The sequence below is a fragment of the Aeromonas sp. s2 genome (assembly GCF_040907935.1).
GTDB lineage: Bacteria > Pseudomonadota > Gammaproteobacteria > Enterobacterales > Aeromonadaceae > Aeromonas > Aeromonas dhakensis.
Genome location: NZ_JBFOCR010000005.1, coordinates 170,060 through 188,070 on the forward strand (window position 1 = coordinate 170,060; position 18,011 = coordinate 188,070).

The following is an 18,011-nucleotide window of genomic DNA, read 5'->3' on the forward strand; positions in this document are numbered from 1 at the left end:
CCGACCGGCGTGCGCCGGCGGGCAGGACGAGCCACAACCCTAGGCAGGCTACCCCCAATTCGGGTAACATGCACGGCACTCTATCATCCCAACAAGCACATCAAGAACGACTATATGGCAACTGATCCTCGTACAATGCTGGTAACCTGCGCCCTTCCCTATGCCAATGGCTCCATCCATCTTGGCCACATGCTGGAACACATCCAGGCCGATATCTGGGTTCGTTATCAGCGAATGCGCGGTCACCAGGTGCACTTTGTCTGTGCCGACGATGCTCACGGCACCCCGATCATGCTCAAGGCCCAACAGCTGGGGATCACCCCGGAAGAGATGATCGCGGCCGTCTCCCAGGAGCACCAGGCCGACTTCGCCGGGTTCAACATCAGTTTTGACAACTATCACTCCACCCACAGCGACGAGAACCGTGAGCTGGCCGGGCTTATCTACGGCCGTCTGCAGGCCGGCGGCAAGATCAAGAGCCGCACCATCTCCCAGCTGTTCGATCCGGAAAAATCCATGTTCCTGCCGGATCGTTTCGTCAAGGGCACCTGCCCCAAGTGCAAGTCCCCGGAGCAGTATGGCGACAACTGCGACAGCTGCGGCGCCACCTACAGCCCGACCGAGCTCATCGATCCGAAATCCGCCGTCTCCGGCGCCACTCCGGTGATGAAGGACTCCGAGCACTTCTTCTTCGACCTGCCGCAGTTTGAAACCTGGCTGGCCGACTGGGTACGCGGCTCCGGGGCCATTCAGGAAGAGATGGCCAACAAGATGCAGGAGTGGTTCGAAAGCGGCCTGCAGCAGTGGGACATTACCCGTGACGCCCCCTACTTCGGGTTCGAAATTCCGGGCGCCCCGGGCAAGTACTTCTACGTCTGGCTGGATGCCCCCATCGGTTACATGGCGTCGTTCAAGAACCTGTGCAACAAGCGCGGTGACATCGATTTCGACAGCTACTGGAAAGCGGACTCCGAGGCCGAGCTCTACCACTTCATCGGCAAGGACATCGCCTACTTCCACTGCCTGTTCTGGCCATCCATGCTGGAAGGCGCAGGTTTCCGCAAGCCGACCAAGGTCAACGTGCATGGCTATGTGACCGTCAACGGCGCCAAGATGTCCAAGTCCAAGGGCACCTTCATCAAGGCCTCCACCTATCTCAATCACCTGGATCCGGAGTGCCTGCGTTACTACTACGCCGCCAAGCTCAACAGCCGCATCGACGATCTGGACTTGAACCTCGAAGACTTCGTGCAGCGCGTCAACGCCGATGTGGTCAACAAGCTGGTCAACCTGGCGTCGCGCAACGCCGGCTTCATCGCCAAGCGCTTCGACGGCAAGCTGGCCGCCACCTGCGCCGAGCCTGAGCTCTACGCCGAGTTTGCCAACGCCCGCACCGTCATCGCCGAGTCCTACGAGAGCCGCGAGTTCAGCCGCGCCATCCGCGAGATCATGGCACTGGCCGACAAGGCCAACCGCTACGTGGACGACAAAGCCCCCTGGGTTATCGCCAAGCAGGAAGGGGCGGATGCCGAACTGCAAGCGGTCTGCTCCGTTGGCATCAACCTGTTCCGCGTGCTGATGGCCTACCTCAAGCCCGTCATGCCGCTCCTGGCCGAGCGCGCCGAGGCCTTCCTGGCCGAGACCCTCAGCTGGGAGGGTATCGCCGCCCCGCTGGTCGACCACACCGTCGCCCCGTTCAAGGCGCTCTTCTCCCGCATCGAGCCGGCCAAGATTGACGCCATGATCGAAGCCTCCAAGGAAGATCTGGCCAAGGAGCAGGCACCGAAAGCCACCGGCCCGCTGGTTGATGACCCCATCAGCGAAACCATCGCCTACGATGACTTCGCCAAGGTGGACCTGCGGGTGGCGCTGATCACGAAGGCCGAAGCGGTGCCGGAAGCGGACAAGCTGCTCAAGCTGCAACTGGACATCGGCGGCGAGACCCGTCAGGTGTTTGCCGGCATCAAGTCCGCCTACAACCCGGAAGATCTGGAAGGCAAGCTGACCGTGATGGTGGCCAACCTGGCCCCGCGCAAGATGCGCTTTGGCATGTCCGAAGGCATGGTGCTGGCCGCCGGCCCGGGTGGCAAGGATCTCTGGATCCTGGAGCCGCAGGAAGGGGCCCAGCCTGGCATGCGCGTCAAGTAAACGCTACCGTAGCCGTTAACAATGAGGGAGGCCTGGGGCCTCCCTTTTATTTTCCCTCTTTCCTCCTCCTCTTCTCCCACCGCTTGCGCCGTTTTGCGCTTTGTCTCCCACCTTGGGTGCTTGTTGCTCCCAAGCAATTTGCCTAGACTGGCGATTCACTTCGGGCCCATGGCCCATTCATCAGGCAAGGAGCAAGCATGATCACCTTATATGGCACCCCCGTCAGCCGGGCCCTGCGCGTATCCTGGTTACTGGAAGAGCTGGACGTGGCATGGCAGTTCCAGTTTCTCGACTTCGCCAAGGGCGAGAATCGCAGCGACTGGTTTTTGACCCTCAATCCAAGCGGCAAGATGCCGGTGCTCAAGGACGGGGAGTTCGTGTTGACCGAGTCCGCCGCCATCATGCAGTACCTGGCCGAGGTGTATGGCCCGAACTGGCTGCCGGCCAGAGGGACCCAGGCCTCGGCACTGCACGCCCAGTGGGTCAGTTTCATCACCTGCGAGCTGGAACAGCCGCTGTGGACCATCGGCAAGCACCGCTTCGCCCTGCCCGAGGCCCAGCGCCTGCCGGCCATCTTCCCCACCGCCAAGTGGGAGTTCGACAAGGCGGCGGCCATCGCCGAATCCTGGGTGCCCGAGCAGGGTTACCTGCTGGGTGAGCAGGTAACCATCGCCGATCTGCTGCTGGCCCATACCCTGATGTGGGCCACCCGTTTCGAGCAGACCATTCCGCCCAAACTCGCGGCCTATCGGGATCGTCTGGCCAAACGCCCCGCCCTGCAGGCGGTGCTGGCCAAGACCCAGGCCATCGCCGATGCCGCTCAGGCCGGCTGACCTGCGGACAAGAAACCGTCAATGCAAACGGGAGCCCGCAAGGCTCCCGTTTTTTATGGCTGTTTGGCATCATTGGCGTGGCAAGGCGCTCAATTGGTATGAAAGCCGCTCCCCTTGGGCGGTGGCGCAACTTCATACTCCATCCGGGTCACCTCGGCGGTGCGCGGGCCACGCTCCAGCCAGCCCAGCATCATTTGCACGCTCTGCTCCGGCCCGCAGATGAGGATCTCCACCGAGCCATCTTCCAGGTTGTAGGCATGGCCCCGCAGCCCCAGTTGCAGCGCCCGCTCCCGGGTGAAGTAACGAAACCCCACCCCCTGCACCAGGCCCCACACTCGCACGACAAACGATTGCTCTCCCATTTCTCACACCTTCCCCTTAAGAAATTTCCCTCCAAGGCGATAATGAGCGCGACACTCTCATCCCCTTGCAGGACGCAATACCATTATGAAAGAAGTAAAGTTTCGGTGGGTTGACCGTTATCTCATTCACCTCACGATCAGCGAAAAATTTCTCATCACCTTCTGGTGCCCACTGTTGTTCATCGCCTTTATCAGCTGGTACCTGCTGGCAGGCGGCCATCAGCAGGAGATGCAGCTGCGCCTGGATCAGCTCAAGCAGCGGGTCGAACTGAGCGCCCAGCTGGCCAGCCAGCACGCCGATCTGACCCTGCCCGCCGAGCTCACGCTGAGCCCGACCGGCAGCACAGGGTTAACCCAGCAGGGCGACATCTATCGATACGGCGCCAGCGCCGGCCAGGCCGGGGTCGTCACCGGTACCCTGGATGCCTCCCGCTACTCCCTGTGGGATGGCCAAGGAACCACCCTCACCATCATCGCCGTGCTGGCCGCCCTGCTGGCCCTGGTGACCCACTACCTGATGACCTTCGTGTCGGGGGCGCTCTACTCCACCAACAAGGCGCTGCAGACAGTGGCGGATGGCGATCTCACCTTCCGCCTCAACTTCTTCCCGGTGCGCGACGAGTTTTCCATTCTGGCCGGCAGCATCGACCGCTTCACCGACCGCCAGCACAAGATAGTACAGCTGGTGGAAGAGTCCGCCGAGGCGCTGACCATGGCGGCCGACGAGTTTCGCGATCATGCCAGCGAAGGCGAAACCATGGCCCGCTCCCAGCGCCAACACATGGACTCCCTTGCCGCCGCCATGGAGCAGATGTCCGCCGCCATTCGCGAGGTGGCCCGCAACGCCAACGACACCCTGCAGCAGACCCGCCAGTCGAGCGAAGAGGCAGCCAATGGCGCCTCCCGAGTATCGCGCACCATCACCGCCATCCGCACCCTGGCCGACGAGATCGGCAACGCCTCCGGCGCGGTGGAGCGGCTGACCCACAATGCCAATCGCATCAACGAAGTGGTCAACGTCATCAACGCCATCTCCCAGCAGACCAACCTGCTGGCCCTCAACGCTGCCATAGAAGCGGCCCGCGCCGGCGAGCAGGGCCGTGGCTTCGCGGTGGTGGCCGACGAGGTTCGCACCCTGGCCAGCCGTACCCAGCAGGCCACGGTAGAGATCCAGCAGATGATTGAAGAGCTGCAGGCCGGCACCGGGGCACTGAACGACATCATGGAGAAGACGGTGGAGCGGGCGGCCAGCAGTCAGCAGCTCATCAGCGAGGTGGGGCTAGACATCGACAAGCTCAGCAACCACAGCGATGCTGTGCTGGAGATGAGCACCCAGATCGCCACTTCGAGCGAACAGCAGAGCTCGGTGGCCGAAGAGATCACCCGCAATCTGGATCAGGTGCGCCATGAAGCGGGCCAGGTGGAAGCGTCCGCCAGCGCCTCGGTGGCCGGCACTGCCGGCCTCAAGGCCACCGCCACCGAGCTGACCCAGGCCCTGAAAGGCCTGAAGATCTAACTTGCCGCGCAATAACGACAGAGGCCATCCCAGGGATGGCCTCTGTCGTTTCAGCATTAACACGGGTTTGAAATAGCGTCACCGAACTATTTGTGCTCAATGACGCTCCACTCATTTGATCGCGGTGCTGCCCGCTTCCCCCATCATCATGACTGCAGCAGGCTGAGAGCCATATTGGGTCGGCTGTTGGCCTGACTTAAGATGGATGAGCTCGCCTGCTGCAATATCTGGGTACGCACCAGGCGGGCCGACTCACTCGCTATGTCGGCATCCCGGATCCGTGAACGGGCAGCACTGAGGCTCTCATTGGCGTTGGCCAGATTTCGTACCCTGGCGTCCAGTGCATTGGCCTGGGCCCCGAGCCGCGAACGCTGAACCCCTAGCTGTTTCATGCCCACATCCAGCGTCTTGATCGCTCTGCTTGCATTGTCATCATTAAGAACATCAATATTATCAATGGTATATTTCTTCTTGTCTGCTTGATAGAAACCCAGTGCATGCAAGCTCGCCCCTTGCATGTCGATGTTGGAGTACTTGTCACCAGATGAGTGCAATTCCATCTGGCCGATATAAGTCGTGGGGGACACATCTGGCAAAAGAGCGCTCAAAGAAGAATTGCTGCTCACTGGCGGCGCCGGTGGTGCGGGTTGCGGAGGGGGCGTTGTGCCATTGGCCAGCGCAAGACTGTTCCCCTGTGAGCTATAAACGGTCAATGCATTGCTGGCAGGATTGTTGCTGTTGGACGCACTCACATAAAAACCTAAACCTGCAGATTGCGCAGTACTGTTGATGCGTTGAACCACAGTTGCCATGATGGCGCTATTTTTTGCGGTCGGATTGACCGGATCCCATCCAGTCATATCAATCCCGCTGGTCAAGTCCACAGAGTGGCCCGCCACATCGATATAGGATGGCAAGGCGGACAAATCGACGGAAGAGGCCACGGAAAATGGCAGTTGCCGTGCTGTTACCGGCCCCTGATTATTGGGAAAGGTTGTGCCATTGATATCAGCCACGAGCGCTTCCAGGGTTGCATAATCCTTGTCAAAGGTCACGCCGTTGAGAGTCACGGGCTGAGCTGAAAGTTTGAGATCAGAAATGTCATAAGCCCCCGGCTTGCTGCCTGCCGGACTGCGCGCTTGCCACTCCATCTCCCCCAGATTTTTGGTTTGTGCATTGAGATCGGTGATGACGGTATTCTGACCTGCATAAGCTCCAACCGAGAAGATCCCCTTATAACTCCCCGCCAGCAGTTCCTGTCCGGCAAACTGGGTACCTGTGGCGATCCGGTCCATTTCCAACTGCAGTTGCTTGAATTCAGCATTCAGGGCTATGCGATCCTCTGTCGTATTGGCACCACTCCCTGACTGCAACGCGAGAGTACGCATCCGCTGCATCAGGTTCATCGACTCATCGAGTGCCCCATCAGCCACATTGATAACTGATATCCCATCATTGGCATTGCGGATCGCCGTGTTGGTCCCGTTTACTTCACTGGTGAGACGATTGCCAATCTGCAAGCCGGCAGCATCATCGGCAGCACTGTTGATACGCAATCCGGATGAGAGTCGTCGATAGACCGAATCCAGCGTGTTTGATGACTGACCAAGGTGACGAGACGCATTGAGGGAGGAAACATTGGTCGCAATAGAGAGTGACATGGACAGCTCGATACAAGGAAAGATTCAAAATGGCCTCCACACTATCGACATCACCAAATGGCTCTTTAGAGGAAATTGCACAGAATAAAGATAAAAATACCAATATGGATATATTTTGCGCACTAAAGGAGTGGGCTTGAGCAAAAAAAAAGCATTTAAGGCCAATACTGATAAGCTGAGCAGCCAGATACGCCAACGCCGAGTTTCATGAAATTACGTGAAGCCGGTACCTGATCGCTGCTCAAGGGAAGAGAGCAGTCATGCGTCGTATGCCAGCAAAGACTGGCTTAGCAGCCCTCTTGCCCTTAGAATGTGGCCCCTTTTCTTTTGACCATCTGGCAACTCCCATGAGCGCTTCCATCTATCTCGTCAAAGGCCGCGAAAAATCCCTGCTGCGTCGCCACCCCTGGATCTTCTCCAAGGGGATCGAGCGGGTTCAGGGCAACCCCATTGACGGCGATACCGTCGAGATCCTCACCCATGACGGCAAGTGGCTCGCCCGTGGCGCCTGGTCCGGCAGCTCCCAGATCCGCGCCCGGGTCTGGACCTTCGACAAGGATGAGACCGTCGATCTCGATTTCTTCATCCGTCGCCTGAAATACGCCCAGGAGTCCCGTGACGGACTCATCAAGCGTCAGGGCCTCACCGGCTATCGCCTGTGCGCTGCCGAGTCCGACGGCTTGCCTGGCTTGACCATCGACCGCTACGCCGACTTCCTGGTGTGCCAAATTCTCTCCGCTGGCGCCGAGTTCCAACGCGAGCTGATCACGCAAGCGCTGCGCACTCTCTACCCCGAGTGCAGCATCTATGAGCGCTCCGACGTGGCGGTGCGCAAGAAGGAAGGGCTGAAAGAGCGCACCGGCGTCATCCATGGCGAGACCCCGAACGAGCCGGTGGTGATCGAGGAAAACGGCGGCGTCAAGATCCTGGTGGACATCCGCAACGGCCACAAGACCGGCTTCTATCTGGATCAGCGTGACAACCGTCAGGCCGCCGCCAAGTACACCGAAGGCAAACGGGTGCTCAACTGCTTCTGCTACACCGGCGGTTTTGGCGTTTATGCTCTCAAGGGCGGCGCCAAGGAGGTGGTCAATGTGGATCTCTCCCAGAATGCGCTGGACATCGCCCGTCAGAACGCCGAGCTGAACGGTCTCGATACCAGCAACACCCAGTTCGTCCGTCACGACGTGTTCAAGCTGCTGCGTGAATATCGCGAGAAGGGCGAGAAGTTTGACGTCATCGTGCTGGATCCGCCGAAGTTTGCCGAGAGCAAGGCCCAGCTGCTGGGTGCCTGCCGCGGCTACAAGGACATCAACATGCTGGCGTTCCAGCTGCTGGCGCCGGGTGGCGTGCTGCTGACCTACTCCTGCTCCGGCCTGATGGAGCAGAGCCTGTTCCAGAAGATCGTCGCCGATGCAGCCCTCGATGCCGGCCGCGACGCCCAGATCCTGGAGCTCTTGTCCCAGGCATCCGATCACCCCATAGGTACCGCCTATCCGGAAGGCTTCTACCTCAAAGGGCTGGTGGTGCGCGCCCGCTAAGCCGAGCAGACCAGCGCTGCCCCCCTTGTCCCCGGTTCCAGATCCGGGTTAAGGCAGGGTCCGGCAAGCCATCAAAAAGCCCGCGATCGTAGCGGGCTTTTTTTATGCGGCCGCCAAAGAGATAACCTCACCCCCGACTTTGCCGCCAATAGCGATTGGCACCCTATCTCTCCTCTTCGACTGACTACAGCCATCCTCAATCAAGAGTTGCCGCATCGTTAGCCCGCTTCTCATGCCTCTTTCACCCTTGGCATGGCATACACAGCCCACCAGCAGGGACTGCCCGGTATTTGTTTTATGCAAAAACATGAAATGTTATGCGTCAGCATTAAAAATATCTCGGGGAAATATCGGCCATAAACGCATACTCACTCACCTGAGTGAATATTGTTGTTTTCCCCTGTGGTTGGTCACACCCTGCCTCTCCCGGCTCGTCAAAGCACCAGGTCGGCAGGAATGCATCATTCCATTCAGTCACGCGCTGGCGCCCCCAACGGGAAGTAGTGCCGAAATGGTCTGGCCTCCTCCACCACCCGCACGATGGAGGGATGGCTGAGTAGACGGGCGCGATAGGCACGCAGGCAGCCATGGCTAGCGGGGATCTCGTGGGCCCAGTCGGCGTAGAAGAGCGAGGGCGCGGCGGCGCAATCGGCCAGCGTGAAGTCTGCGCCGGCAATCCAGTGGCGCCCTTCCAGCCGCTGATCGAGCCAGGGGTAGATCTGATCGAGCAGCTCGCGGGCCTCCGCTACACCATAGCGGTCGCGATCTGTGACCGGACGCAGCGCATCCAGCACCACTTTTTGCATCGGCGTCATCACATAGTTGTCGAACACGCGATCCAGCATATGCACCTCAAGACCCGCATCGCCAGGCGGGATCAGGCAGACGGGGCCCGGGTGGTGCGCCTGCAGATGGGCGACTATGGTGCTGCTCTCGAGGATGCAGCGACCGTTATCGAGCAGCACCGGGAAGCGCTTGAGCGGCCAGAGAGCGGCAAGTTCGGCGTTGGCCGCCGGCTCTTCCAGATTCCGGTACTCGAACGGGGTGGCATTCTCGTAGAGGGCGATCAGCACCTTCTGGCTGTAGGATGAGAAAGGATGGGCATAGAGTTTCATCGGGATGCTCCTGGCTCGCGGATGGATGACTCACCTAGTCTAGATCCCTTCTCCACTTCCGATGCCGCGCTCATCCCTTCCTGGTTTTTGGATGATAAATGCGCATTCATGACGAAAATCACATCCGTATGGCTCTCTTTTAGGTAGGGTGATCCCGCCTGTGGCCGCCAAGCCGGGGCAGTCGACTCATCAGGGTTGATGAGCGGCACCACAACAAAAATTGATGTCAGGCCAAGCTGAACATCATCAAGGATCCCGTCATGAATCAATCATTGCCGCTGTTGACGCCGCTGCGGGGCATCGCTGCCCTGATGGTGGTGCTGTTCCACGCCCGCTTGCTGCTCTTTCCCCAGTGGATGGAGTCGATCGCCGGCCACACCCAACTCATCGAGAACAGCTACCTCTGGGTCGATCTGTTCTTTATTTTGAGCGGACTGGTGCTGGCCCATGTCTACGGGGAGGCCTTCGCCCGCACGCCCCGTACCATAAGTTATGGCCGCTTCCTCTGGCTGCGGCTGACCCGGGTTTATCCCCTCTACCTGGTGACCCTGCTGCTGCTGGTGGGCTGGGAGCTCTACAAGGCCCGCCATGGGATTGGCTTCTACGCCGGCCCCCTGTTCAAGATGTGGGAGTGGGAAGGGATGGCCCCCTTCGGCTCCCCCTTTACCCCGGCCGAGGCGCTGCCAAGCAGCCTGTTGCTGCTGCAGGTGGTGACCGATCAAGGATTGACCTGGAACTTCGCCGCCTGGTCGCTCAGCGTGGAGTGGATTAGCTATCTGCTTTTTCCGCTGCTCATTCCGCTCGCCGTCACCCACAGCCGCTGGAGCAACCTCGCCCCCTTGCTGGCCCTGACGGTGCTGGCCTTTATCGTGCACAGCCGGGGTACCCTGGATGTCACCAGCGGGGCGCTGGCCATCGGGCGCGGGGTGAGTGAATTCGTGCTCGGCCTCTGGCTGCTGCCGAAGGTCAAGGCCGCCAGCCAGTGGCCCATGATGCAGCGGGATTTGCCGCTGCTGCTCGCCTTTCTGCTCCCCTTCGCGCTGATGCAGTTCACCATGACACCGCAGCTGACCCTGCTGCTGATCAGCGCCTACGTGTTGCTGATCTGGATTGCCGCCTGCCAGGGCGATCGCCAGAGCCCGCTGCTGCGCCTGCTGGATAACCGCGTCACCAACTGGCTGGGGGATCTCTCCTACTCCATCTACCTGCTCCACGCCCTGGTGCTGCTCACCGGCTGCGAGCTTGTCCACTATCTGGCGCCGGGGCTCACTGCGTGGTGGTACGCCCAGACCAACCCCCTGCTGGGGGTGCTGGCTACCCTGTTGATGCTGGCGGTGCTGATCGGTCTCTCGGCGCTGAGCTACGCCCTGCTGGAGCGGCCGCTGCAACGGCGCCTGCGCCGGCTCGGCAAGGCTCGCCAGCCGGTGATAGAGCAAGCCGGTTAAGTTCCCCACCAAAGATGGCCCCGAGGGCAGCATGGCTTGCCTTCGGGGCGACGCCGGGGGAGAGCCTTGCCAGCGTCATGGCGAAGGCTGCTCCCTCCCTTTGAACCCGCCAATTCCCTGTGCTTTGTGTGAATTCCAGTTCGAACCAGAGCGGCCATTTGTGGCATAATGGCCCGTCCTGTGGCCCTTGGCGGGGCAGCGCCGGCGCGATGTCGCCCCTCCTCCCCCGTCCTGCCAAGCTGTCTTGCACGGCAAGCCTTGCATCGCTGCGTACACAGCCAGCCTTGGCCACCCAAGTTTCGCGCGCATGCGCACCCATTTGACGGCTCCGCAGAGCCGCTGCACTTATTTTGTTTGTACACGCACGTTTGCACACACAAGGGGAAAGTATGTCTTCCATTCGTCTGACCCAATACAGCCACGGCGCTGGCTGCGGCTGCAAAATCTCTCCCAAGGTGCTCGACACCATTCTCAAGAGCCAGATCCCGGGCTTTGACGACCCGACCCTGGTGGTCGGCAACAGCAGCAAGGATGACGCGGCCGTAGTCGATATCGGCAACGGTCAGGGTATCGTCTCCACCACCGACTTCTTCATGCCCATCGTCGATGATCCCTTCACCTTCGGCCGCATCGCCGCCACCAACGCCATCAGCGATATCTACGCCATGGGCGGCAAACCCATCGTCGCCATCGCCATCCTCGGCTGGCCCATCAACACCCTGCCGGCCGAAGTGGCCCAGCAGGTGATCGACGGCGGCCGTCAGGTGTGTCACGAAGCGGGTATTTCTCTGGCCGGCGGCCACAGCATCGATGCCCCCGAGCCCATCTTCGGCCTGGCGGTGACCGGTATCGTACCGCTCAACGCCATCAAGCAGAACGACACCGCCAAGGTGGGTGACACCCTCTATCTGACCAAGCCGCTTGGCATCGGCATCCTCACCACCGCCCAGAAGAAGGGCAAACTCAAGCCCGAGCACGAGCAGCTGGCCCCCAACGCCATGTGCACCCTCAACAAGATCGGCCAGCGCTTTGCCGAACTGCCCGGCGTGCACGCCATGACCGACGTGACCGGCTTTGGTCTGGCCGGCCATCTGTTGGAGATGTGCGAAGGCTCTGGCGTCAGTGCCCGCCTGGACTTCAAGGCGCTGCCGCTGCTGGACGAGGTGGATTACTACCTGAGCGAGGGCTGCGTACCGGGCGGTACCCTGCGCAACTTCGACTCCTATGGCGCCAAGCTGGACGCCATGGACGATCGCACCCGCAACATCCTGTGCGACCCGCAGACCAGCGGCGGCCTGCTGGTAGCCGTCGGTAAAGAAAGTGAAGCCGAGCTCCTCGCCATTGCCGCACAGGCAGGGCTGACCCTCTCCCCCATCGGCCAGCTGCAGGCCCAAACCGGCAACCAGTTCATCGAGGTTGTCCAATGAGTGCTCTGCCACTGGCCACGGATTACGCCCGGATTTTTCTGGATGACGTTCCGCTCATCGACCTGCGCGCCCCCATCGAGTTCAAGGAGGGGGCCTTCCCCTGCTCGACCAATCTGCCGTTGATGACAGATGATGAGCGGGCCCAGGTCGGTACCTGCTTCAAGCAGCAGGGTCAGGCGGCCGCCATCGCGCTGGGTCATCAACTGGTCGGTGGCGCGGTGCGGGCCGAACGCCTCGAAGGCTGGCTGGCCCAGCTGCGCCGGCAGCCGGATGCCGTGCTCTACTGCTTTCGTGGCGGTCTGCGCTCGCAAACGGTGCAGCAGTGGCTGCATGAGGCGGGAGTCACCCGCCCGCGGGTGGCCGGTGGCTACAAGGATCTGCGTCGCTTCCTCATCGACACGCTCGACGGGGCGGCAGCCGAGTGCCACTGGAGCGTGCTGACGGGCATGACCGGCTCCGGCAAGACCCACATGCTGGCCAAGGTGGCCCAGGCGCTGGATCTGGAGGGGCACGCCCACCACAGGGGGTCGTCGTTTGGCCAGCTGCCCGGCGGCCAGCCCAGCAACATCAACTTTGAAAACAACATGGCCATCGAGCTGCTCAAGCGCCGCCAGCAGGGGGAGCAGCGTTTCGTGGTGGAAGACGAAAGCCGCCTCATCGGCCGCTGCTGCCTGCCCAATTCGCTGTTTGACACCATGAGCCAGGCCCCGCTGGTAGTGGTCGAGGTGCCGCAAGAGGAGCGCGCCGAGCAGATCCGCCAGGACTATGTACACGATCTCTGGCTGCGTTATGAGGAGCGTTTTGGCGCCGAAGAGGGCTGGCCGCTGTTTGCCGCCTACCTCACCGATGCCCTGGCCAGACTCAAGCGCCGGCTCGGCGATCAGGCCCATCGCGAGCTGGATCAGTTGATGCAAGTGGCCCTCGAAGAGCAAGGCCGCAGTGGCCACACCGAGCTGCACCTGTCCTGGATTACCCTGCTGTTGACCCGCTACTACGACCCCATGTATCTCTACCAGCTTGGCAACAAGCGCGAGCGCGTCATCTTCCAGGGTGACAAGCAGGCCTGCCTCGACTTCTTTGCCCAGCAGCGTGCCTGATCTTCACCGTACAAGAGGACCCCATATGTTGAAATTCGAGGTGATCCCGGTCACCCAGTTTGCCCAGAACTGCTCCCTCATCTGGTGCGACGAGACCCATCAGGCCGCCCTCATCGATCCGGGCGGAGAGGCGGACAAGCTGCTGGCCGCCATCGCCAAACGGGGGCTGACCCTCACTCACATCCTGCTGACCCACGGTCATCTGGATCACGTGGGCGCCGCCGCCGAGCTGCGCGACAGAACCGGCGTCACCATCACAGGCCCCCACAGGGAAGATGCCTTCTGGCTCGACATGCTGCCCCAGCAGAGCCAGATGTTTGGCTTTGCCCATACTCCGGCCTTTACACCGGATAGCTGGCTCGAACAGGGTGACAAGGTGCAGGTTGGCAAGTGCGAGCTGGAGGTCTACTTCTGCCCGGGTCACACCCCGGGCCATGTGGTGCTGCTCAGCCAGGCCGAGCAACTTGCCTGGGTGGGCGATGTGCTGTTTGCCGGCAGCATAGGTCGGACCGACTTCCCGCGCGGGGATCACGGGACGCTGATCAAGTCGATCACCGAGACCCTGTTGCCGCTGGGGGACGACATCGTCTTCATTCCGGGGCACGGCCCCAGCTCGACGTTCGGCCGCGAGAAGGCAAGCAATCCCTACCTGACGCAACCTATCTGGTGATCTCCCGCTCCTCGCGGGTGTCCCATTGGCTCTTGAGGCGCAAGATCTCCGGCATGATCTCGAGAAAACGGGCGAGCAGCCGGGGATCAAAGTGCTGGCCGGCACCGTCACGCAGCGTGGCCAGCACCTGCTCCAGCGGCCAGGGCTCCTTGTAAGGGCGGCGTACGCTCAGGGCATCAAACACATCGGCGATGGCCACGATCCGCGACGCCTCGGGGATCTCTTCGCCGGTCTCCCCTGCGGGGTAACCCGAACCATCCCACTTCTCGTGGTGATGCAGGGCTATCTCCGCCGCCATCCGAAAGATGGGGGCGTCTGAGCGGCTCAAGATCTCGTAGCCGATGCGCGGGTGGGTGCGCATGATGACCCACTCCTCTTCGGTGAGAGGACCGGGCTTCTTGAGGATGTGATCGGGGATCCCAATCTTGCCCATGTCGTGCATGGGGGCCGCCAGCTCCAGCAGCTCCGACTGCTCCGGACTCCAGCCCGCCGCACTGGCCAGCGCGCGGGCGTAGGCGGCCATGCGCCAGATATGTACCCCGGTGTCGGTGTCGTTGTAGTGACCCGCCTCGCTCAGCATCACGATGGCGGTGCGGTAGCTGTGCTCGAGCTGATCGAGGCGCACCAGAGAGAGGTGGTTGCGCACCCGGGCGCGCACCGTACTCGGGCAGACCGGCTTGTAGATATAATCCACTCCGCCCGCCTCGAACCCCTGGCTCTCGCTGTCTGCGTTGTCGCTCGCCGTGATAAACAGCACCGGGATCCCGGCGTGGGCCGGATCGGCCTTGAGCCGGCGGCACACCTCGTAGCCATCCATGTCAGGCATGCGCACGTCAAGCAGGATCAGGGCGGGCTCGTGGCGCGCCACGGCGGCCAGCCCCTCCTCGCCTCCCTTGGCGAAGAAGAGGCTGTACTCCTCCTTGAGGATTTGTCGCAGCAGCCCGAGGTTGCTCGGCTCGTCGTCGATGATCAGCACACGCGGTCGGTTCATGATCCAGGTGCCTCCCGATTCTCCAGATAATCCTCCAGCTTGCAGGTGGCAAGCTGGATGTCGAACAGCTCCAGGGCCGCACTGATCTCGCTCACCAGCTCAGCGGGCAAGTAGCTCTTGGCCTGGCCCAGTGCAGGCTCGATCAGCTCCAGATCCTCGCTCATGAGGGCCTGACGCAGGGCGTGCAGGCACACCTCCTGCGCCTCCCCCTGCGCCAGCGGGGAGCTGACGGCACCTGGCTCGCGCCCGGCATAGATGTCGATGGCCTGCTGCGCTCGCTCCAGCGCCTCGAGCAAGGGGGCGATGAGCTGACTGATGTCTCCCCCCTGTTCGATGGCCTCGTTCAATTCCGCACTGATGCGCGCCACATCGGTGAGCGACAGGCTGCCCGCCACCCCCTTGAGCTTGTGGGTCAGGCTCGCGGCCGCGTCCGTCTCGTGCTGGGCGATGTAACCCGGCAGCACGGTACCGACCGTCATGTAGTCATCGCGAAAACGCCGCAGGTATTTGAGATAAACCGACGCCTCGCCCCAGTTGCGCAGGCCGGTATCGATGTCGATGCCGGCCACCGGCTCCTGGGCTGGCGGCGCGTCGCTGACCGTAAGCGGCGCCACACTGTCGGGCAGGTAGCGCAGCAGGGTGGCGATGAGCTGCTCCACGTCGAGCGGCTTGGCGATAAAGTCGTTCATGCCAGAGGCCAGCGCTGCCTCGCGCTGATCCTTGAACACCCCGGCGGTGAGTGCCAGCACGGGGATATCCTCCCGTCCCGGCAGCTGGCGCAGACGACGGGTCGCCTCGTAGCCATCCATCACCGGCATCTGCACGTCCATGAGCACCAGATCGATGCGCTGCGCCGAGTCGGCAAGGCAGGCCAGAGCCAGCTCCCCGTCGACGGCGGTGATCACCACGGCCCCCTCCCGCTGCAGCAAGCGGGTTGCCACCTCCAGGTTGATGTCGCTGTCATCGACCAGCAGTATGTGCACGTCCGGCAGACGCTGATGGCGCTGACCGCTTTCCAGCGGCTCCACATGTTCGCGCTTCTCGTGAATGAGGCGCGCCACCGCGTTGTAGAGACTGGAGCCGGTGACCGGTTTGTGCAGCACCAGATCCACCTGCTCCGAACCGGGGCGGCGCATCAACTCTTCCTGGGAATAGGCGGTCGCCATGATGATGATCGGCGAGCGATCCTGCTGTTCGAAGGCACGGCGAATGGCCACGCAGGTCTCGAGCCCGTCCATGCCCGGCATCATCCAGTCGAGCAGGATCACGTCGAAACGCTCCCCCTGGCGCAGCAGATGGTGCAAGGCCTGCTCGCCCGACTCCACCACCCGTGACTGCCAGCCGAGGGAGCCAACCGTCATCGACAGGGTATCGCGGGTCACCTGGTTGTCGTCGGCGATAAGCAGCGAGACGTGCTGTAGCCGTTCGTGGAACACTTCGGGTTGCTCTACCTGAGCCAGCCGGACACGGAACCAGAATTCGCTCCCCTTGCCCAGTTCGCTGGTGACACCGATGTCGCCCCCCATCAGGCTCACCAGACGGCGGCTGATGGTCAGGCCAAGCCCGGTTCCGCCAAACCGGCGGCTGGTGGATGAGTCGGCCTGGGAGAAGGCATTGAAGATGTTGGCCTGCTGCTCGGGAGGAATGCCGATCCCAGTGTCGCGCACCCGAAACAACAAGGTGGCCGTGCCATCTTGCTCGGCCTCCAGCTCGACCTTGACCTCCACCTCCCCGCGCTCGGTGAACTTGATGGCGTTGCCGGTCAGGTTGAGCAACACCTGTTCGAGGCGCAAGGCATCCCCTATCAGGTGCGTGGCCCGCTCGGGGGCACTGCTCACCACCAGCTCGAGGTGTTTTTCGCCCACGCAGGTGGACATGATGGCCGCCACGTGATCGAGTACCTCTTCCAGACTGAATGGCACCTGCTCGAGCTCGAGCCGGCCCGACTCAATCTTGGAGAAATCGAGGATGTCGTTGATGATCCCGAGCAGTGCCTGCCCGGCCTGGTGGATCTTGCGCACCAGGGCCCGCTGGCCATCGTCAAGCCCTCCCTGTTCGAGCAGGTAGGTCAGCCCCATGATGGCGTTCATGGGGGTACGGATCTCGTGGCTCATGTTGGCAATGAAATCCCCTTTGACCCGCGCGAGCCTGGCTGCCTCCTGCTGTGCCAACTGCTCCCGATGCCGACTGTGCACCAGCGAGGCCACCCCGGCACCGAACAGCAACAGCAAGGTGGCGCAACTGGCCGAGATGAGCCCCCAGATGTGAGTGCGGATGGCCAGCAGCTCGCTGCGTGGCACCATGGAGGCGGCTTTCCAGATCAGCTGATCGTGATTGAGTGCCGGGTACAGGGTGGTCCAGCTCCACAGCCCGTCTGCCAGTTCAACCTGGCCGCTCGAGGCGCCCCAGAATGCCTGCCAGGCCCGGGGAGAAGATTGCTTCAAGGTGAGGTCAGGGTGCTCGAGCATGAACCCCCACTCTTGTGCCGGATCCGGGCTGCGCAGCCAATAACCGTCCTGGTTGAGCAGCATGGTGTGATCGGCGGCCTTGCCACTGCTGTTGGTGAACTCCTTGAGCATGCGAGCGCCCTGCACGTTGATAAGCAGCAAGCCCAGATCGCGGCCCCCCAGACGCATGCGCTTGGCGATGCGGATCATGGGATTGAAGGGGCGATCGATCACCCCGTGTTCGACGTTGAGATCGAGCGGCGAAACGTAAACCCGCTCCCAGGGCAGCGCCATGGCATCGCGAAAGTAGTAACGCTCCCCTTTGTTTTGCAGCTGGTCGTCGGCCACACGCTGCAGATGCTGACCCTGACGATCGATACGCACCCGCTCCATGCCGTCCGGCGCCAACCAGCGCACCTGGGCATAGTCGGGATTGCGGTTCATCAGAATGGTAAACTGGGCAGCCATGGTGTCACGCTCGCCGCGGCCCGCCGCCTCGAGCAGAATGGGCTCTTCAGACATGCTGCGCACATGGCGCAACGGCACCGCCAGTTCGTCATCGAGACGACTGCTGGCGAGCGCCAGGAAGGTGCTCTCATCACTGCGAACACGATAGAGCTCGCGCTCGACCAGTGCGTCCCCCAGCAGGTATCCCCCCACCAGGACCAGCACCAGAATGGGTGAGAACAGCAGGAAATATCCCCGTATGATTCCCTTCATGACGGTCAACACCACCCCGTGATTGGACTTGTTCGAAT

At 61.7% G+C, this 18,011-nt stretch carries 13 protein-coding genes; 8 read left to right on the plus strand and 5 right to left on the minus strand.

Annotated features, from left to right (window positions below; genetic code table 11):
* Positions 1–114: 114 nt before the first annotated feature.
* Entirely contained in the window at positions 115–2,148 is a 2,034-nt protein-coding gene (gene metG / locus AB5Y81_RS02290) for a methionine--tRNA ligase (protein ID WP_279484345.1), read from the plus strand.
* 197 nt (positions 2,149–2,345) lie between these two features.
* Entirely contained in the window at positions 2,346–2,981 is a 636-nt protein-coding gene (locus tag AB5Y81_RS02295; RefSeq protein ID WP_010633965.1) for a glutathione S-transferase family protein, read from the plus strand.
* An 89-nt stretch (positions 2,982–3,070) separates the two neighbouring features.
* Here the strand turns inward: AB5Y81_RS02295 and AB5Y81_RS02300 are convergent, their stop codons facing one another.
* The gene (locus AB5Y81_RS02300) at positions 3,071–3,343 is read right to left on the minus strand and encodes an acylphosphatase (protein WP_005300975.1); all 273 of its coding nucleotides are present in this window, start codon (positions 3,341–3,343) and stop codon (positions 3,071–3,073) included.
* Positions 3,344–3,428: 85 nt separating this feature from the next.
* Here AB5Y81_RS02300 and AB5Y81_RS02305 point away from each other — a divergent pair, with 85 nt between their 5' ends.
* Positions 3,429–4,859 (plus strand): methyl-accepting chemotaxis protein, encoded by a 1,431-nt coding sequence (locus AB5Y81_RS02305; RefSeq protein WP_213343409.1) that lies wholly within the window; start codon positions 3,429–3,431, stop codon positions 4,857–4,859.
* 146 nt (positions 4,860–5,005) lie between these two features.
* Here AB5Y81_RS02305 and AB5Y81_RS02310 read toward each other — a convergent pair whose 3' ends face one another.
* Entirely contained in the window at positions 5,006–6,520 is a 1,515-nt protein-coding gene (locus tag AB5Y81_RS02310; RefSeq protein ID WP_041207233.1) for a flagellin, read from the minus strand.
* 347 nt (positions 6,521–6,867) lie between these two features.
* Between AB5Y81_RS02310 and AB5Y81_RS02315 the strand changes: the two genes are divergently transcribed.
* Entirely contained in the window at positions 6,868–8,061 is a 1,194-nt protein-coding gene (locus AB5Y81_RS02315) for a class I SAM-dependent methyltransferase (RefSeq protein ID WP_005300980.1), read from the plus strand.
* Between the two features lie 470 nt (positions 8,062–8,531).
* On the opposite strand, the gene AB5Y81_RS02320 is transcribed toward AB5Y81_RS02315, so the two are convergent.
* The gene (locus tag AB5Y81_RS02320; protein WP_279484344.1) at positions 8,532–9,176 is read right to left on the minus strand and encodes a glutathione S-transferase family protein; all 645 of its coding nucleotides are present in this window, start codon (positions 9,174–9,176) and stop codon (positions 8,532–8,534) included.
* A 260-nt stretch (positions 9,177–9,436) separates the two neighbouring features.
* Here AB5Y81_RS02320 and AB5Y81_RS02325 point away from each other — a divergent pair, with 260 nt between their 5' ends.
* From AB5Y81_RS02325 to AB5Y81_RS02340, 4 genes are all read left to right on the plus strand, one after another.
* On the plus strand, positions 9,437–10,621 hold the full coding sequence (locus AB5Y81_RS02325) for an acyltransferase (protein ID WP_279484343.1): 1,185 nt from the start codon (positions 9,437–9,439) through the stop codon (positions 10,619–10,621).
* Between the two features lie 389 nt (positions 10,622–11,010).
* On the plus strand, positions 11,011–12,048 hold the full coding sequence (gene selD / locus AB5Y81_RS02330; protein ID WP_010633959.1) for a selenide, water dikinase SelD: 1,038 nt from the start codon (positions 11,011–11,013) through the stop codon (positions 12,046–12,048).
* The gene (gene mnmH / locus AB5Y81_RS02335; RefSeq protein WP_017779004.1) at positions 12,045–13,145 is read left to right on the plus strand and encodes a tRNA 2-selenouridine(34) synthase MnmH; all 1,101 of its coding nucleotides are present in this window, start codon (positions 12,045–12,047) and stop codon (positions 13,143–13,145) included. Before selD ends, mnmH begins: the two co-directional genes overlap by 4 nt.
* Before the next feature lie 25 nt (positions 13,146–13,170).
* Complete coding sequence (locus tag AB5Y81_RS02340) at positions 13,171–13,815, plus strand: MBL fold metallo-hydrolase (RefSeq protein ID WP_005300995.1); 645 nt, start codon at positions 13,171–13,173, stop codon at positions 13,813–13,815.
* On the opposite strand, the gene AB5Y81_RS02345 is transcribed toward AB5Y81_RS02340, so the two are convergent.
* Complete coding sequence (locus AB5Y81_RS02345) at positions 13,805–14,806, minus strand: HD domain-containing phosphohydrolase (RefSeq protein ID WP_017779003.1); 1,002 nt, start codon at positions 14,804–14,806, stop codon at positions 13,805–13,807. The two genes, AB5Y81_RS02340 and AB5Y81_RS02345, sit on opposite strands and share 11 nt — an antisense overlap.
* Positions 14,803–17,973, minus strand: a complete 3,171-nt coding sequence (locus tag AB5Y81_RS02350; protein WP_279484342.1) for a response regulator — start codon at positions 17,971–17,973, stop codon at positions 14,803–14,805. The genes AB5Y81_RS02345 and AB5Y81_RS02350 overlap by 4 nt, the downstream gene beginning before the upstream one ends.
* Positions 17,974–18,011 lie beyond the last annotated feature (38 nt).

Excerpts from the sequence above, each read along its gene's own strand:
- AB5Y81_RS02345 (WP_017779003.1), bottom strand. The coding sequence starts at position 14,806 with ATGAACCGACCGCGTGTGCTGATCATCGACGACGAGCCGAGCAACCTC.
- AB5Y81_RS02325 (WP_279484343.1), top strand. The coding sequence starts at position 9,437 with ATGAATCAATCATTGCCGCTGTTGACGCCGCTGCGGGGCATCGCTGCC.
- AB5Y81_RS02300 (WP_005300975.1), bottom strand. The coding sequence starts at position 3,343 with ATGGGAGAGCAATCGTTTGTCGTGCGAGTGTGGGGCCTGGTGCAGGGG.
- selD (WP_010633959.1), top strand. The coding sequence starts at position 11,011 with ATGTCTTCCATTCGTCTGACCCAATACAGCCACGGCGCTGGCTGCGGC.
- AB5Y81_RS02305 (WP_213343409.1), top strand. The coding sequence starts at position 3,429 with ATGAAAGAAGTAAAGTTTCGGTGGGTTGACCGTTATCTCATTCACCTC.
- mnmH (WP_017779004.1), top strand. The coding sequence starts at position 12,045 with ATGAGTGCTCTGCCACTGGCCACGGATTACGCCCGGATTTTTCTGGAT.
- AB5Y81_RS02340 (WP_005300995.1), top strand. The coding sequence starts at position 13,171 with ATGTTGAAATTCGAGGTGATCCCGGTCACCCAGTTTGCCCAGAACTGC.
- AB5Y81_RS02350 (WP_279484342.1), bottom strand. The coding sequence starts at position 17,973 with ATGAAGGGAATCATACGGGGATATTTCCTGCTGTTCTCACCCATTCTG.
- AB5Y81_RS02310 (WP_041207233.1), bottom strand. The coding sequence starts at position 6,520 with ATGTCACTCTCTATTGCGACCAATGTTTCCTCCCTCAATGCGTCTCGT.
- AB5Y81_RS02315 (WP_005300980.1), top strand. The coding sequence starts at position 6,868 with ATGAGCGCTTCCATCTATCTCGTCAAAGGCCGCGAAAAATCCCTGCTG.
- AB5Y81_RS02295 (WP_010633965.1), top strand. The coding sequence starts at position 2,346 with ATGATCACCTTATATGGCACCCCCGTCAGCCGGGCCCTGCGCGTATCC.
- AB5Y81_RS02320 (WP_279484344.1), bottom strand. The coding sequence starts at position 9,176 with ATGAAACTCTATGCCCATCCTTTCTCATCCTACAGCCAGAAGGTGCTG.
- metG (WP_279484345.1), top strand. The coding sequence starts at position 115 with ATGGCAACTGATCCTCGTACAATGCTGGTAACCTGCGCCCTTCCCTAT.